Source organism: Sphingopyxis fribergensis, from assembly GCF_000803645.1.
Lineage (GTDB): Bacteria > Pseudomonadota > Alphaproteobacteria > Sphingomonadales > Sphingomonadaceae > Sphingopyxis > Sphingopyxis fribergensis.
Map to the genome: position 1 here is coordinate 4,695,688 of NZ_CP009122.1, position 15,635 is coordinate 4,711,322.

Annotated in this window: 15 protein-coding genes; 9 read left to right on the forward strand and 6 right to left on the reverse strand. The window is 61.9% G+C overall.

The window, feature by feature from the left end; genetic code table 11:
• The first annotated feature begins 103 nt into the window (after positions 1-103).
• A complete protein-coding gene (locus SKP52_RS27290) occupies positions 104-238 on the forward strand; it encodes a hypothetical protein (RefSeq protein ID WP_267128007.1) in 135 nt (44 codons plus the stop codon).
• A 9-nt stretch (positions 239-247) separates the two neighbouring features.
• Here SKP52_RS27290 and SKP52_RS21980 read toward each other — a convergent pair whose 3' ends face one another.
• Complete coding sequence (locus tag SKP52_RS21980) at positions 248-997, reverse strand: HAD-IIB family hydrolase (protein ID WP_039578801.1); 750 nt, start codon at positions 995-997, stop codon at positions 248-250.
• A 295-nt stretch (positions 998-1,292) separates the two neighbouring features.
• Here SKP52_RS21980 and SKP52_RS21985 point away from each other — a divergent pair, with 295 nt between their 5' ends.
• Entirely contained in the window at positions 1,293-2,321 is a 1,029-nt protein-coding gene (locus tag SKP52_RS21985; protein WP_039578803.1) for a mannose-1-phosphate guanylyltransferase, read from the forward strand.
• Between the two features lie 141 nt (positions 2,322-2,462).
• Here SKP52_RS21985 and SKP52_RS25735 read toward each other — a convergent pair.
• A protein-coding gene (locus tag SKP52_RS25735; RefSeq protein WP_148309286.1) for an IS5 family transposase occupies positions 2,463-3,223 on the reverse strand; the annotation gives its coding sequence in 2 pieces (ribosomal slippage) (positions 2,463-2,899 and positions 2,899-3,223; 762 coding nt in all).
• 141 nt (positions 3,224-3,364) lie between these two features.
• On the opposite strand from SKP52_RS25735, the gene SKP52_RS27500 reads away from it, so the two are divergent.
• Positions 3,365-3,745, forward strand: a complete 381-nt coding sequence (locus SKP52_RS27500) for a hypothetical protein (RefSeq protein WP_456114836.1) — start codon at positions 3,365-3,367, stop codon at positions 3,743-3,745.
• Positions 3,746-3,996: 251 nt separating this feature from the next.
• On the opposite strand, the gene SKP52_RS22005 is transcribed toward SKP52_RS27500, so the two are convergent.
• Positions 3,997-4,770, reverse strand: a complete 774-nt coding sequence (locus SKP52_RS22005) for an SDR family oxidoreductase (protein ID WP_039578809.1) — start codon at positions 4,768-4,770, stop codon at positions 3,997-3,999.
• Positions 4,771-4,908: 138 nt separating this feature from the next.
• Between SKP52_RS22005 and SKP52_RS22010 the strand changes: the two genes are divergently transcribed.
• Positions 4,909-5,808, forward strand: coding sequence for a LysR family transcriptional regulator (locus SKP52_RS22010; protein ID WP_039578812.1), 900 nt, complete (start codon positions 4,909-4,911; stop codon positions 5,806-5,808).
• 205 nt (positions 5,809-6,013) lie between these two features.
• On the opposite strand, the gene SKP52_RS22015 is transcribed toward SKP52_RS22010, so the two are convergent.
• Genes SKP52_RS22015 through SKP52_RS22025 form a run of 3 tightly spaced genes read right to left on the reverse strand, consistent with a single transcriptional unit; the run spans position 6,014 to position 9,130 of the window.
• Positions 6,014-7,486, reverse strand: a complete 1,473-nt coding sequence (locus tag SKP52_RS22015) for a Dyp-type peroxidase (protein WP_228383741.1) — start codon at positions 7,484-7,486, stop codon at positions 6,014-6,016.
• Complete coding sequence (locus tag SKP52_RS22020) at positions 7,390-8,001, reverse strand: hypothetical protein (RefSeq protein WP_039578818.1); 612 nt, start codon at positions 7,999-8,001, stop codon at positions 7,390-7,392. Before SKP52_RS22020 ends, SKP52_RS22015 begins: the two co-directional genes overlap by 97 nt.
• 40 nt (positions 8,002-8,041) lie before the next feature.
• The gene (locus SKP52_RS22025) at positions 8,042-9,130 is read right to left on the reverse strand and encodes a catalase family protein (protein WP_228383742.1); all 1,089 of its coding nucleotides are present in this window, start codon (positions 9,128-9,130) and stop codon (positions 8,042-8,044) included.
• A gap of 155 nt (positions 9,131-9,285) precedes the next feature.
• Here SKP52_RS22025 and SKP52_RS22030 point away from each other — a divergent pair, with 155 nt between their 5' ends.
• From SKP52_RS22030 to SKP52_RS22050, 5 genes are all read left to right on the forward strand, one after another.
• Positions 9,286-9,909, forward strand: a complete 624-nt coding sequence (locus SKP52_RS22030; RefSeq protein ID WP_039578825.1) for a TetR/AcrR family transcriptional regulator — start codon at positions 9,286-9,288, stop codon at positions 9,907-9,909.
• A 65-nt stretch (positions 9,910-9,974) separates the two neighbouring features.
• On the forward strand, positions 9,975-10,403 hold the full coding sequence (locus tag SKP52_RS22035) for an acyl-CoA thioesterase (RefSeq protein ID WP_052209028.1): 429 nt from the start codon (positions 9,975-9,977) through the stop codon (positions 10,401-10,403).
• Positions 10,400-11,263 (forward strand): 3-hydroxyacyl-CoA dehydrogenase, encoded by an 864-nt coding sequence (locus SKP52_RS22040; protein WP_039578828.1) that lies wholly within the window; start codon positions 10,400-10,402, stop codon positions 11,261-11,263. Before SKP52_RS22035 ends, SKP52_RS22040 begins: the two co-directional genes overlap by 4 nt.
• Positions 11,179-13,059 carry an oleate hydratase gene (locus tag SKP52_RS22045; protein ID WP_228383743.1) on the forward strand — a complete coding sequence of 627 codons (1,881 nt, stop codon included), beginning with the start codon at positions 11,179-11,181 and terminating at the stop codon, positions 13,057-13,059. Before SKP52_RS22040 ends, SKP52_RS22045 begins: the two co-directional genes overlap by 85 nt.
• Positions 13,060-13,099: 40 nt before the next feature.
• A complete protein-coding gene (locus SKP52_RS22050; protein WP_039578833.1) occupies positions 13,100-15,556 on the forward strand; it encodes a heavy metal translocating P-type ATPase in 2,457 nt (818 codons plus the stop codon).
• Positions 15,557-15,635 lie beyond the last annotated feature (79 nt).

Sequence of the window (15,635 nt, forward strand, 5' to 3'; positions counted from 1 at the left end):
GTCCCGGGAAGGGACAGAACCCTCGCCTCTGCCCCGCGGAATTCACGACAATTTAACCAGCGAATCGGCAATTGGCCCCGGGGACCGCAATCGGGGGCAAGACATGCGTACTTCGACGATCGATGCGGGCCAGCGCAAGGCTGGTGCGAACCCTATCCGCTGGTCGGGCTGGCTCGCCGGACTAGCGATTTCGGTCCTTTTGTGGGTGGTGGTTTACTGGATCTGGACCGCCGTCTAGCTGGTCGCCCTACGGCTTCTGGCAAGCGACGATCGCCTCGATCACGGCCAGCGTCTCCCTTGGATCGCGGACGCGCACGGTGTCCAGACCGAGTTCTTTCGCCGGATAATCGTTCCCGCCGGGAAAGATCGCATCGCCGATGAATATCATCGCCTCGAGCGGTATGCCGCTGGCGTCGCGTAGCTTCTGGAGGCCATAGGCCTTGTCGACCCCTTCGCGCGTAATGTCGATCGAGGTTGCGCCGCCCATGTTGATCGACATGCCCGGCAGCCGCGTCCGAAGGTCGGCCTGAATGATTTTGCGCTTCGCAAAATCGGGATCCCAGATTTCCTTGGCATGGATAGGCGCCTGCTGGCCGAGCGCCGAGAAGGTGATCTGGCTGCCCCGGTCTTCGATGCGTTCGCCCCATGTTTCTTCAGGCACGAAACCGGTCGCTTCGAGACTGGTGTCGAAAGCGGAAAGTATGGATTGTTTTTGCGAGTCATCGAAGAGCTCGGCGTAGATGGGATTCCATGCACCGTCCCGATGCATATAGAGCTTGGTTCCCGTAGTCGGCATCAACCATAGCCGCGAAAGGTCGGCTCGGATTGGTAGCTGGCTCGCGACCTGCTTATTGAACTGCGGCCAGTCGCCCCCCGATATGACGGCGACGTGGGCGACTTTGAGAAGGTCGGCGACGGCCTCGGCCATCCAGCCGGGGAGGGGCTGCTTGCTTTCGGCGAGCGTTCCGTCGAGATCGAATGCGACAAGCTGCTTCATCGGGAAAACTCCTTTGAGAGAATCGCACGCGGGCGCATGAGCCCGCGGCCTTTCCGACACCGTCGCCAAACGAGATGCCGCGACATCCTTCCCGCCCGAATGCTCGTGGCAATCGACCTTCCACGCTGTCTTCGACCCGCGCGGAGAACTAGGATATTGCCGTTAAAATCAGGTGGATCAAGTTTCTCTTCGCACCTGCAGCAAAATGGTTGCCGTCGGGTCGGTTTTGCCCTTATGTTCGCGGTTAGGGAGAGGCATGCTTTCTGGCCAACTTTGATTGGATCGGAGCCTGCCGATGATTCAACCCGTTATTCTCTGCGGTGGTGCCGGGACGCGGCTCTGGCCCGAATCCCGCGGACATCGCGCCAAGCAATTCCTGCCGCTCGCCGGCTCGGAAAGCCTGTTCCAGCAGACCGTCAAACGAACGCCCACGGGAGCGCTTTTTGCACCGCCAATGATCCTGTGCGGGAGTGCGCATGTTCCCGTCGTTCGCGAGCAGTTGGGAAACCGGGACGCGCTACTGATCGTCGAGCCGATGCCGCGCGGGACGGCGGGGGCGATTGCTCTCGCGGTCGCGCAGGCCGAACCCGACGCCTTGTTACTCGTTATGCCCAGCGATCAAGTCATTGCCGACCTTCCAGCCTATCACGTGGCAATCGAAAGGGGGACGGAACTGGCCCGACAGGACTGGATCGTGACCTTCGGGATTACGCCCGACCGGCCTGATACGGGCTTCGGATATATCGCGAGCGGCGATGCGTTGGGCGATGACGGCTTTTCCGTCGAGCGGTTCGTCGAGAAGCCACCGCTTAAAGAGGCGAAGCGAATGCTCGCAGCAGGCAGGTTTAGCTGGAACGCCGGCATCTTCCTCTTTCGCGCCGGACGTATGCGCGATGCGATGCTTGCCCGCTGCCCAGCAATCTTCGGTGCCGCGCGCGACGCCGTCGCCGCTGGCACGGTGGATCGCGATGCGCTCCACGCAGATGCGGTCGAGTTCGGCCATGCTCCCAATAATTCGATCGACTATGCGGTCATGGAGAAGGACGATCGCGTTGCAGTCGTTCCGGTGGCAATGGGCTGGTCTGATCTCGGCAGCTGGCATGCGGTGCAACTCCTCGCGGCGAAAGACGCGATGGGCAATGCAGCAGTGGGCGATGTATTTCTCCACAGGAGCAGCAACAACCTCGTCCGGGCAGGGGGCAGACGAGTGTCGATCGTCGGAATGAGTGACGTGGCTGTCGTTGTCGATGGAGACGATATTCTAGTCATCTCGCTTGATTGCTCGCAGGAGGTTCGCGCCGCCGCAGACGCGCGCAAGATTTGAGCTCTGTGAAGCGACGAGAAGGCAAGCGAGAGAAAGACAGTGACTGATTGCAATGAACAGTCGTTTATTGTCTAGACTTCGCCGATTTTCTGATGTTTTTCGCCGCGAGGCGCGAAGTCGACTAGGGTCAGGACTCATTGATCAGAGCCAGAAGATGACGGTTGCGGCGAGGGCGACGGCGGAGAAGAAAGCCTTCGGGCACCGATCGTAGCGTGTTGCGACCCGTCTCCAGTCCTTGAGGCGGCCGAACATGATCTCGATGCGGTTGCGGCGTTTGTAGCGGCGCTTGTCGTATTTGACGGTCTTGTTCCGTATTTTCCGGCCCGGGATGCAGGGCGTGATGCCCTTTTCCTGCAAGGCATCGCGGAACCAGTCGGCATCATAGCCCCGGTCGGCGAGCATCCATTGCGCTTTGGGCAGACTGTCGAGCAAAGCGGCTGCGCCAGTGTAATCGCTCACCTGCCCGGCGGTCATGAAGAAGCTGATCGGGCGGCCATTCGCATCGCTCACGGCATGCAGCTTGGTGTTCATACCGCCTTTCGTGCGGCCGATCAGGCGTCCCGGACCCCCTTTTTTACCCCAAGACTCGACGCCGTGCGGTGGGCCTTCAAATAGGTCGCGTCGATCATGATCGTCTTGCGCTCGGGAGCCTGAGGTGTCGCCAGGCCTTCCATCATGCGGATGAAGATGCCCTTGTCGCTCCACCGCTTCCAGCGATTGTAGAGCGTCTTTGCCGGGCCATATTCTCTCGGCGCATCCCGCCACCTCAGCCCATTACGATTGACGAAGATGATGCCGCTCAAAACCCGCCGGTCATCGACGCGCTCCCGGCCATGGCTCTTCGGAAAATACGGCTGAAGACGCGCCATCTGCTCGTCCGTCAACCAATACAAATCACTCATCATTCAGGCTCCTCACCCCAAGCCTGAATCACAGCCGTCACCGCAAATCAATGGGTCCTGACCCTAGAAAATGTAGACGCAATAACCAGTGGAAATAAATTTGCGCCCCACTTCACCGATAAGGCGCTCGTTGCCGATTACATTCGCACCCTGCCGATTAGGCACTCATTTGTTTCTCTCGCTTTCTTTTATACAAATCTGTTGGAGTACTATGTCCCGCAGATGGAAGGGGACACGCTCCTCATGCCAATATACCTTCCGGAGGACTTCCGCGCACCCTTCGTCGATCCTACGACGGCGACGGGGCCTGCTGTTCTGTCAGTGTTGTCCAATCCTGAGACTTTTGAAGGAAAGACCCTTCCGATCGTGGGCGACATAATCGACGGCGCACCCCGAAGGGGCTGGACAGCTAAGGAGGGCTTTCTTGTCCCGCGAGGAATGGCGGCGCAGCCGGCAGGGGAAGAAAGTTTGACGCGGCTGTTGCGTCATAGGCGATCGAGGCTTCAGCCGACCTTCGGCTAGATCAGGCCATTGAAGAGGCCGTTTGGAGCGGTCGAGGCACGGTCAGACAACGGAGAAAATAGTGGCCCTCCCGCACCGAAAAGCAGGCGCCACGGCAGGGTTCAGCGGCTTCGTCCCGCCAAGCCAACGTTGCTGCCTCCTGACCTCCCGTCGCCCTGAAAGAAATCGCCGCGGCGAATGTCCGGTGTCCCGCCAAGACATGGCTCTGCCATACGGCGCTTCAGGGTGATGATCGAGAACTACATGGGACTCTATTTCGTGGTGTAGCCGCCATTGACGAGGATCGTCTGGCCCGTCATCCACCAGCCGTCCGAGACCATGAAGCGAATATACGGGACGATGTCCTCAATGTCGGTAAGGCCGGTCTTCGAGTATCCCGACAGAGCTGCGGCGGTCTTGTGATAGGCTACCGCATCCGAGCCTTCGGCCGGATAGAAGAACGGCGTATCCATCGGTCCCGGACCGATTGCCGTAACTGAGATGCCGCGCTCACCGAACTCCTTGGAGGCTGCGCGGGTAAAGTGTTCGACCGGAGCCTTGGTGCCGGCATAGCTCGAATAGAAGGGTGTGAAGGCGCCGAGCAGCGAGGTGACCAGCGTCACGAGCTTGCCGTTGTCGTTTAGATGTTTGCCGGCCTCCTTGAGGAAGAAGAAGGCGGTCTTGGCGTTGACCGCGCTCATTTCGTCGTATTCTGCCTCGCTGATCTCAACGATGGGCTTCTTCAGCACCTTGCCGACAGTGTTGATGGCGATGTCCGGTCGGCCGATGGCGGCGACAGCATCGGCAAACAGTTTCTCGACGGCCCCGGCGCTGGTTAGGTCGGCCTGGAAGGCTACCGCTTCGGCGCCCGCGGCCTTGATGGCCGCAACGGTCGCATCGGCGTCCACCTTGGTGACATCGCTATTGTAGTGGATCGCGATCGCCTTGGCGCCATGAGTGGCGAGATCGCGGGCGATCAGTCCGCCGAGGTTCTTTGCCCCACCCGCGATGATGACGGTTTTGCCTTTGATGCTGTGATCGGTCATGGGCGGCCTCCTTTGCCGAGCTGCAATCGCACCGGCGACCGCTTTTGTTGAGCAACCATATCCTCTAGGATTGGCCAATAAAGCTGATCATTCTGACATCACTTGTCAGAAAATCAGTGCAATTGGAGTTCTGACTGTTTGGACCGCGTCGATCTGTTCCGCATGTTTGTGCGTGTCGTTGAATGTGCGAGTTTTACCCGTGCGGCGGACACGCTGGGCGTTCCGCGGTCCTCCGTATCGGCCGGCATTCAGGAATTGGAGGGACGGGTTGGGGCGCGGCTGCTACACCGCACGACCCGCAAGGTCTCCCCGACACAGGACGGCATCGCCTTCTGTGAGCGCTGCCAGCGGGTCATCGCGGACGTCGAGGATACGGAAAATCTTTTCCGGCAGACCGCCGCCAAACCGTCGGGCAAGTTGCGGGTCGATGTCCCGGGCCGGATCGGGCGTCTGATTATCGCGCCGGCTTTGCCGGGCTTCCTTGACATATTTCCCGAGATCGACATCGACCTCGGCGTCACCGACCGCGCGGTGAATCTGGTCGAAGACAGCATCGACTGCGTGCTGCGTGTTGGTCCACTCAATGACTCAGGCCTGATCGCGCGGACTATTGGAAAGTTGCTACTGATCAATGTCGCCAGCCCAGCCTATCTGACGCGACATGGAACGCCAGGCTCCCCCGAGGATCTCGGAGATCACTGGGCGGTCAATTATGCTTCTCCGTCCAGCGGGCGTGTTGAGGATTGGGAGTGGCTGGAACAAGGGAAGCGGCATAGGGTTCCGTTGCGCGGGCGGGTCACGGTCAACAGCGCCGAAGCCTACATCGCTTGTTGCCTCGCAGGCCTCGGCATGATCCAGATCCCAGCCTATGACGTGAAACAGCATCTTGAGGCAAAAGAACTGGTCGAGGTGATGCCCGGCCATCGAGCCGAGCCGATGCCTATGACTTTACTCTATCCTCACCGCCAGCACCTTTCACGCCGGCTGCAGGTGTTTGCCGATTGGCTTGAGACGCTGCTGAAGGACGAGCTCTTATGAAGAGCAAAAACCCTCGGGATCCGAAACACCTGTGATCAAACGGTCTGGATGACCGAAGCATCCTCGCCGGTCACGCGGTCGAGGGAGTTTTTGCAGACGTCAGAATTACCGATCGGTCCAGACGCGACCGGCAAAGATCATGGCGAGGCCGAGCGATCCTGATGAACTGCACGTTCGCAAAGACCGACGATCGACGAGCGGGTTCCTAACCCCAGCTCCCGGCCGCCAACCATTGGATCGCAGACAAGCTTGGCATGAACAGATATTCGCCGCCCTTCATGACGTTGAAGGTCTGGATGCCGTCGATGCGCTTGCGCGCGGGCGCCTGCGGAATCGTGAACCGGCCGTCATCCTCATGCAGGCCAACGATCGGATCGCGTTCCTCGCCGAGGTCGACAAAATTGCCCCGGTTGATCCACTCCTGCTGCATGAACTCGATCGTGTCATAGGCGCGCGCGCTGATGAAGATGAAGAATAGCCCACGATCTCCTTTGGCATCGTCTTCCGGTGCCACATCCTCGGAATAGACCGGGCCGAAGGTCGATGACCGGCGAATGATACGGTGAATGTTGACATCGGTGAGCAGCGTCAGCTCTGAATCGCGCGGGTTGAGCCGGCGCATATGGCAGCCGAGCGGCACCACGCGGCCCTTGGGGTCATCCTTGAAATCGAAGTCGTTGTTCCGTTGCGGATCCGCGCCCAATTCCGGATCGTCATGGTCCGGAGACAAGGTCAGCGGCGCGCCGGAGCGCCAGCGGCCGAACATTTTGGCGGCGAGATGCTCGTGCTCATCGGGCGTCTCGCCATGCGCCTTGAGGAATGCGTTGAAGCAGCCAACCCGGCTGTTGTATTTGCGCAGGACGACGAAAGTGCCGTTCTTCCCGAGCGCGGCCGGCTCGGGCATGCCAAGCGCCTGGCCGTTTTCGCTCTCGTATCCCAGGAGGAACTCGCCGGCCTTGATCGCACGTTCCTCGCCGGGCAGCGGGTCGACGCCGCTGCCATCGACGGCGGGCTGAGAGATCGAATCCCGAAAGCCGAACGGGTTTTTCGCGCCATCTGGCGCACCAAAGCGATGCTCGCCGAGCAAAGTCACACCGCTGCTCTTGTCCAGTTCGGCGCGCGCCGTCGCCAGAGCCTTGTCCAGCGCCGTATCGTCGACCGCGTAGATGGTCAGCGCGAGATGGCAGTTGCCGGCCTTGAAAACCTCGTCCCAGTTCTCCGGCGCGTTGGGCCCGAAGTCGCGAAGCTGCTCCGAGCGCGCGGCCATGCCTTGTTGAAAAGGCAGCGGGAAGGTCTTGAGCTGGGCTTCGGGAACACCGAGCGCCTTCAGCCCCTCGAAGCTGAGCGCGGCCCCGATCCAGAAATCGAGATCCTCGCTCCAGTTGTCGGCGGAGGCGATATGCGGCGCCAGCCGTCCGAGCAGGGCGCGCGCGCCGTCCGCCTCGTTGAAATGGAGCATGGCGTGGACACCGACATAGGGTTCCGGCCGGCTCCTCAGGATCAATGCCTGAATGTCGTGAAGATCGAGCGTGACGCTGTCGCGCCGGAAGCGCTGCTTGAGTTTCTGGAGAAGCGTCATGTTCAGCCCACCTTGTCGAGGAATTCGTTGACGGCGTGCTCCATGCGCTGGAGCCGGCGCACATCGACGACGGTGACCTGCGGGTTGGCGACGAACCACCCGGCGGCTGTGATCTGATGCTCGGCGATGAAGTCCTTGACCTTCGGGCTGGCGATGCCGGGCCAGCCCTCGACCGATGCGAAAAGCAGGTCCATCAGGTCGGGAATCTTGGTGGCGAAGTCGTTGATATAGGTGTCCCAGTCGCCGTCATAGGCGGTGGCGAACAGGATGCGCGTGTCATTGTCGAAGAAGACGAAGCGCATGTTGTGGAGGGTGCCGACCTTCTGAGCGCCGTCGAAATTGCCGTTCACCAGCCCGAAGATGCGTTTCAGCCGGTCCGCGCCGCCTGGCTTGAGGTTGGCGATCGCGGTCAATTCCGAGACGTTGCCAGACTGGGCGCCGACACGGCCCGCCGATCCCGCCGTGCCCTTGAGGTCGGGATTGTGCTTCGTCACCATTTGCTCGAGCGCGAGCTTGGCGAGCTGCGGTGCGTCGCCCACCACTTCCTCAACCCGGCGCCGGATGGCCTGGAGGCGGGTCTCGTCGATCTGCGGAGTTTCGTCGGTCTCGGCCATGGCTGGCCTCCTTTCGTGATGACGGGTGATGATCGGATCGTCAGTCCGGGATGGCATCGATGCTCGCTGGCTCGACGCGGGGCTGGGCGTTCATCTCGTGGCGATAGCGGACGGACCGCTCATAGGCGGCTATCCGCACCCGCATGATCGAGCCGAGCGGCTGATGCTCGCGGATGCCATGCCAGGGGTTGAAGGACAGCCCATCGTCGCCATAGACGCGCCGCGCCGGCGAATAGGCGTCCTGCGGCGAAATGCGCAGCGTCGCGACCGGCTGGTGCGGCGACAGCTCTTCCGGCCAGAGCACGGCCGCATCTTCGACCGGCATCTTTTCGAGATCGGTACAGAGTTGTGCCTGGATCTGGTACTCGGCGCCTTGCTCGCGAAAATGCTCGACCACCAGGTCGCGCATGGTGGAATCCCCGACCGTGCCGACATCCTTGCCGGTGAGCGCGCGGACATTGTCGGACAGCGGCGCAGCGCTGATCTTGGCGATGAAGTCGCCGAAGCGGATCGCGGCCATCGAATGATAGGTCTCGCCCAGCAGATGGTCGTTGTCGCGTGCGAGGCCGCGCAGCGTGGCGCCGGGCTCGACGCCAACCGCTTCGACCGCGGCTTCCACGCCGCGCGCCACACCGGCCATGGCGCGCTGGAGGAAAGCGGGATTCTGCGCATTCTTCTCCAGAAGACCGATGAGTTGGCGATATTTGCCGATCGTGCCGAAGCTCAGGATCGGGATATTGACCAGCAGGAAGTCCTGATTGCCGCCTTGATCACCGGGCAGCAGCCGCTCTCCTTCGACGCCGATCACCTTGATCGCCATGCCGCGCGGCGCGGGGATCGTATCGGAGTGAATGTCGCCGGGCGCTGATGAGAGGCGGATCACCACGGAATAGGTGGCGGGGCGAGCGAAAAGCCCCTGGCGCAGATGCTCCGGCAGTTCCGGGACGACGAGTTCGCCCTTGAGGAAGCCGTGGCTCTTGGCATGGGCGTCGCGCACCGCATGGCGATGCCGCTCGAAGGCCTTGCGGTTGGTGCTCGCCATGATCTCGAGGATTTCGGCGGTCAGCCGCTCCTCGTCTTCACCGATAACCTCCACGTCTGGGGAATAGCCGATGTAGGTTTGAGCCAAGGGCGCTCCTTCACGCTGAGATTTCATTGCCTACGAGCGATTTCGGGTCGAAATCGCCGTTGAAATCGGATATCAGATGATATCTGGTTTCACTGAGAACGCGGGACCTCCGAAAAGGTTTCGCCCGTCTCGCCCGTTGGTTGGAGAACGAACCCATGCCGCTTACGCGCAAGGACACGCAGCGCCAGACGCGGGACCGGCTGATCGCTGCCGCGCATTCCTCGATCGTGGAGGAGGGTGTCGCCGCCATGTCGATCCGCAACATTTGCAGCGCCGCTGGGCATTCGCAGGGCGCCTTCTACTCGAACTTCGCCAGCAAGGACGATCTGCTGGTCGAGATCCTGCAGAGCTATATCCAGGACGAGGTCACACTGCTCCGCGACCTGGTCGCGCACTGCTCCGGCGACGATATCGAGGCGACGCTGCAGGTGTTGGCCGCCCGGCTCGCGAAGCTGGCCGACGAGGCACAATGGTCGCTGCTCTCGATCGAATTGCAGCTTCATGCCCGGCGCGATCCGGCTTTCGCCGAGCGGCACCGAGAGGGTAAGGCGGCCTGCTATCGGATGTTCGGTGAACTCGTCGCCGATCTGACGCAACGTTTCGCACTGCGTCCGACCTTGCCGCCGATGCAGACCGGTATCGGTCTTTACGCGCTCTGGATGGGACTGGCGGTCCAGGGCGATGTCGGAGGCGCCATGCCGCGCGACGAGATGCTGGTCGGCTTCTTCCGTACCATGGCAGGACTGGGCGCGTCGCATGAGGAGCAGGCGTATTCGTGAGCGGGATCGTGTCAGATCGTCGACGCATCGGCTGCGATGAGCAGGGACACCCGCTCGTCGGCGAGGTGGATGAGCATCGGCGCTTCCATATCCGCTTCCACGCCCGGGACGCTGACATCGACGAACTTGGCCATGTCAACAATGCGGTCTGGGTGACGTGGATTCAGGATGCGTCGGTGGCGCATTGGCTGACGGCCGCGCGTCGGCAGGATCGCGACCGGTTCGTCGCGGTCGTACTGCGCCATGAGGTCGATTATCGCGGCAATGTCCGGGCAGGAGATGAGGTCAGCGCGATCACCTGGGTCGTCGGAGCGCCGCGAGGTGCGCGCTATGCGAGATGTGTCGAATTCCACGGCGATGACGGCCGGACGATCGTTGTCTCGCTGACACAGTGGGCCCTGGTCGATCGCGAAACCGGCAAGTTGGCCCGTGTCCCGGTGGAGGTGGCGGCTCCGTTTCTCTGTGTCGATACAGCGAAGAAGGAGAGCAAATGAGCGATATCACGAAAGTGGCAGTTCTCGGCATGGGAGTCCTCGGCAGCCAGATAGCCTTCCAGACGGCCTATAGCGGCTTCGACGTCACTGCCTACGACATCAGCGAGGACGCGCTTGAACAGGCGAGGGAGCGTTTCGCCATACTTGTCGAGACCTACGTGAAAGAGGTGCCCGACGCGTCCGGCGGCAAGGCATCCGAAGCGCGCGGGCGGATCGTCCTGGTGGGCGACCTTGGCGCGGCCGTCGCGGACGCCGATCTGGTTATCGAGGCCGCCCCGGAAGTGCTGGAAATCAAGCAGGCGCTTTACGAGAAGCTGGCGTCGCTTGCGCCGGACAGGACGATCTTCGCCACCAACAGCTCGACCCTGCTCCCGAGCGACCTCAAAGCCTTTACCGGCCGCCCGGATCGGTTTCTGGCGCTGCACTTCGCCAACAGCATCTGGAAGTTCAACACTGCCGAGGTGATGGGCACCGACGACACCGATCCGGCCGTATTCGACGCCCTGATCGCCTTCGCCTCCGCCATCGGCATGGTGCCGATCCCGATGCGCAAGGAGAAGGCGGGCTACGTCCTCAATTCGCTTTTGGTGCCGTTCCTGAACGCCGCCGCCGATCTGGCGGCCGGCGGCTATGCCGATCCGCACGATGTCGACAAGGTATGGCAGATCGCCACCGGCGCACCGCTGGGACCATTCCAGATCTACGACATGATCGGGCTCAACACACCCTACAACATCCTCTCCCACGGCGATGAGCATGCCCGGTCGCTCGCCGCATGGCTGAAGGAAAACTACATCGACAAGGGCAAGCTCGGCATCGCCTCGGGCGAAGGCTTCTACAGCTACAAGCCCGCCGACTGATCCGACCACAAGAACAACAGGAGTTCGCCATGCACTATAGCAGCGGAAACTATGAAGCCTTCGTTCGTCCCCGCAAGCCCGAGGGCGCAGACAGGAAAACGGCCTGGTTCGTCGGCTCGGGTCTCGCGGGCCTCGCGGGCGCAGCCTTCCTGATCCGCGACGGCGGTGTAGCCGGTGAGCGTATCACCATCCTCGAAGAGCTGGATATCCCCGGCGGCGCGCTCGATGGTCTCGATGTGCCGGACAAGGGTTTCGTCATCCGTGGCGGCCGCGAGATGGAGGAACATTTCGAATGCCTGTGGGACCTGTATCGCTCGATCCCCTCGCTGGAAATCGAGGACGCCAGCGTTCTCGACGAGTTCTACCGGCTTAACAAGGACGATCCCAATGTCTCACTTCAGCGCACGACCCAGAACCAGGGCCAGGACGTTCCCGACAAGCACCTGCTGACGCTGAACGACCGGGCGCAGAAGGATCTCATCTCGATCTTCCTCGCAACCCGCGAGGAGATGGAAAACAAGCGGATCAACGAAGTCTTCAGCGATGACTTCCTCAAAAGCAATTTCTGGCTCTACTGGCGCACCATGTTCGCGTTCGAGGAATGGCATTCCGCGCTGGAGATGAAGCTCTACATCCACCGTTTCATCCATCATATCGCCCATCTCGCGGATTTCTCGTCGCTTAAATTCAACCGCTACAACCAGTATGAATCGATGGTCCTGCCGTTGGTGAAATGGCTGACGGATCGGGGCGTGAAGTTCCGCTACGGTGTCGAGGTGACGGATGTCGACTTCGATATCGCGGAGGGCCGCAAGCAGGCAACCCGCATCCACTGGAAGGAGAAGGGCGAGGAAGGCGGGGTCGATCTCGGCGCGGACGATCTTGTCTTCATCACCATCGGATCGCTGACGGAGAATTCCGACAATGGCGATCATCACACCCCGGCGAAGCTTAAGGACGGGCCCGCGCCGGCCTGGGACCTGTGGCGCCGCATCGCCGCCAAGGACCCGGCCTTCGGGCGTCCGGACGTGTTCGGCGCGCATATCCCGGAGACCAAATGGGCTTCGGCCTCGATCACCGCGCTCGATCACCGCATCCCGCAATACATCGAGAAGATCACCAAGCGGAATCCGTTCACCGGCAAGATCGTCTCGGCCGGTATCGTCACGGTGAAGGATTCCGCGTGGCTGTTGAGTTGGACAGTCCATCGGCAGCCCCATTTCAAGAAGCAGCCCAAGGACCAGATGATCGCTTGGTTCTATGCGCTCTTCGTGGACAAGCCCGGTGACTATGTGAAGAAGCCGATGCAGGAGTGCACCGGCGAGGAGATCACGCAGGAGTGGCTCTATCACCTCGGGGTGCCTGTCGAGGACATCCCGGAACTTGCCGCCACGGGCGCCAGCACCGTTCCGACGATGATGCCGTACATTACCGCTTTCTTCATGCCGCGCCAGGCCGGCGACCGGCCGGACGTGGTGCCGGAGGGGGCGGTCAATTTTGCTTTTATCGGCCAGTTTGCTGAGTCGAAGCAGCGCGATTGCATCTTTACGACCGAATATTCGGTGCGGACTCCAATGGAGGCCGTCTACACGCTGATGGATGTCGAGCGCGGCGTGCCCGAAGTGTTCAACTCGACCTATGATATCCGCACGCTGCTTGCCGCCGTTACGCCCCTGCGCGACGGCAAGGGCATCGATGTTCCCGGCCCGGCCTTCCTGCGCAAGCTGCTGATGAAGAAGCTGGAAGGCACCGAGATCGCGAAACTGCTCGAGGAGTACGACCTGATCTCCGATTGAGGAGCATAGAGAGCCCGCCGCTGCGGGGGAAGGCATTTGGATGGCCGGCGACGACGACAAGACCCAATCCACCGTGGAGGCGGCCGACGGTCACCATGCGCATCACCATCATGCGTCGGGTGAAACGTCTGCCGATGGCTGGGTCAAAGACCCTGTGTGCGGCATGTCGGTCGATCCCGCCACGACGGCCCACCATGTGAACCATGACGGCGCCCGCTATTTCTTCTGCTCGGCCGGCTGCAAGGCCAAGTTCGAGGTCGATCCCGACCATTATGCCGGGTGGGCGGCGAATGCACACGGGGAGCACGCTGATCGGGCGTCCGTTCGTCACGATCATGCCCATCATTATGCCGCACCGGCGGCATCGAGGGCCGTGCCGGAGGGCGCGATCTGGACATGCCCGATGCATCCGGAAATTCGCCGGAATGCTCCGGGCAATTGCCCGATCTGCGGCATGGCGCTTGAGCCGCTGGTCGCGACGCAGGAAACCGGACCAAGTCCTGAGCTCGCCGACATGACGCGGCGATTTTGGATCGGGCTGGTGCTCGCGCTGCCCGTCTTCCTCCTGGAGATGGGCGGTCACCTGATCCCCATGCTGCATCACATCGTGCCGATGCGTGTTTCGGTCGGGGTCCAGTTCGCGCTGGCGACGCCAGTTGTTCTCTGGGCCGGCTGGCCGTTCTTCCAGCGCGGCTGTGCGTCGATCGTCCATGGCAGCCTGAATATGTTCACCCTGATCGCGATGGGCACCGGTGTCGCCTGGGGTTACAGCATCGTGGCGACGTTCGCTCCGGGGATCTTTCCTGACGCCTTTCGCGCAGCCGACGGCACGGTCGCCGTCTATTATGAAGCGGCGGCGGTCATCACCGTGCTCGTGCTGCTCGGTCAGGTGCTGGAATTGCGCGCCCGCGAGCAGACGTCCGGCGCTATTCGCGCCCTGCTCAATCTCGCGCCGAAGACGGCACAGCGGATCAAGGACGATGGCGCAGAGGAAGACGTCTCCGTCGAGGCCCTGGCGATCGGCGATCGCTTGCGGGTTCGGCCCGGCGAAACCGTGCCCGTCGATGGCACGGTCGAGGACGGGCGTTCCTCGCTCGACGAATCCATGCTGACCGGCGAGTCCATGCCGGTGACGCGGCAAGCGGGCGATACGGTGGTTGGTGGCACGCTCAACCAGACCGGAGCTCTGATCATCCGCGCCGGCAAGATCGGCCGCGATACCATGCTCGCGCGGATCGTGCAGATGGTCGCCGACGCGCAGCGGTCGCGGGCGCCGATCCAGCGCATGGCGGACAAAGTCTCAGGCTGGTTCGTTCCCGTCGTCATCGGCGTTGCGCTCCTGGCGTTCGCGGCTTGGGGAATCTGGGGGCCGGAACCGCGCATGGCGCATGGGCTGATCGCCGCCGTCTCCGTCCTCATCATCGCGTGCCCCTGCGCGCTCGGGCTGGCCACGCCGATGTCGATCATGGTCGGTGTCGGCAAGGGAGCGGCGGCCGGCGTGCTGATCAAGAATGCCGAAGCGCTGGAGCGGATGGAAAAGGTCGACACGCTTGTAGTCGACAAGACGGGCACGCTGACCGAAGGCAAGCCCGCCGTGACAGGCATCGTCACAGGCGTTGGCTTCACGGAAGCGGAGGTGCTGCGTCTGGCTGCTGGCGTCGAGAGGGCTTCGGAGCACCCGCTCGCCTTGGCGATCGTGGCACATGCTGAAGAGCGGAAAATCACGATACCGGCGGTCGCCGAGTTTGATTCGCCAACTGGCAAGGGCGCGGTGGGGACGGTCGAGGGCCGGCATATCGTTCTCGGCAATGCCGCCTTCCTGAAAGAACACGGCATCGATACCGATACTCTGTCCGCGCAGGCTAATGATCTGCGCCGCGACGGCGCAACGGCGATCTATATCGGGGTCGATGATCGGATCGGCGGCATCTTCGCGATCGCCGATCCCATCAAGGTGACGACGGTGGACGCGCTCAAGGCTCTGCAAGCCAAGGGCATCCGCATCATCATGCTGACCGGGGACAATCGGGTCACGGCGGAAGCCGTCGGACGGCGGCTTGGTATCGATGAGGTTGAAGCCGATGTGCTGCCGGACCAGAAAGCCGCGGTGGTCGAGCGTCTCAAGGCGCACGGCAAAGTCGTCGCTATGGCAGGCGATGGTGTGAACGACGCGCCGGCATTGGCCGCAGCGGATGTCGGAATCGCCATGGGATCCGGTACGGACGTCGCGATCGAAAGCGCTGGCGTCACGCTGCTCAAGGGTGACCTGACAGGGATTGTCAGAGCGCGTCGCCTGTCCCAGGCGACCATGACGAACATCCGCCAGAACCTCACCTTCGCTTTCGTCTACAACGCGGCTGGAGTGCCAATTGCGGCCGGCGCCCTCTACCCGACGTTCGGATTGCTCTTGTCGCCGATCATCGCCGCCGCAGCCATGGCTCTCTCTTCCGTCAGCGTGATCGGCAATGCGCTTCGACTAAGAGCTGGCAGGATATGAAATAATATCGGGGTGTAGGTTCTTAAATCCAATGTCACGTTGCGTCCGGCGCGCCGCAACCGCGCACATCGGTATCGAA

Bases quoted from the DNA above. Each gene is read 5' to 3' on its own strand.
- SKP52_RS27290 (WP_267128007.1), top strand. From the start codon at position 104: ATGCGTACTTCGACGATCGATGCGGGCCAGCGCAAGGCTGGTGCGAAC.
- SKP52_RS21980 (WP_039578801.1), bottom strand. From the start codon at position 997: ATGAAGCAGCTTGTCGCATTCGATCTCGACGGAACGCTCGCCGAAAGC.
- SKP52_RS21985 (WP_039578803.1), top strand. From the start codon at position 1,293: ATGATTCAACCCGTTATTCTCTGCGGTGGTGCCGGGACGCGGCTCTGG.
- SKP52_RS22005 (WP_039578809.1), bottom strand. From the start codon at position 4,770: ATGACCGATCACAGCATCAAAGGCAAAACCGTCATCATCGCGGGTGGG.
- SKP52_RS22020 (WP_039578818.1), bottom strand. From the start codon at position 8,001: ATGGCCGAGACCGACGAAACTCCGCAGATCGACGAGACCCGCCTCCAG.
- SKP52_RS22030 (WP_039578825.1), top strand. From the start codon at position 9,286: ATGCCGCTTACGCGCAAGGACACGCAGCGCCAGACGCGGGACCGGCTG.
- SKP52_RS22040 (WP_039578828.1), top strand. From the start codon at position 10,400: ATGAGCGATATCACGAAAGTGGCAGTTCTCGGCATGGGAGTCCTCGGC.
- SKP52_RS22045 (WP_228383743.1), top strand. From the start codon at position 11,179: ATGGCTGAAGGAAAACTACATCGACAAGGGCAAGCTCGGCATCGCCTC.
- SKP52_RS22050 (WP_039578833.1), top strand. From the start codon at position 13,100: ATGGCCGGCGACGACGACAAGACCCAATCCACCGTGGAGGCGGCCGAC.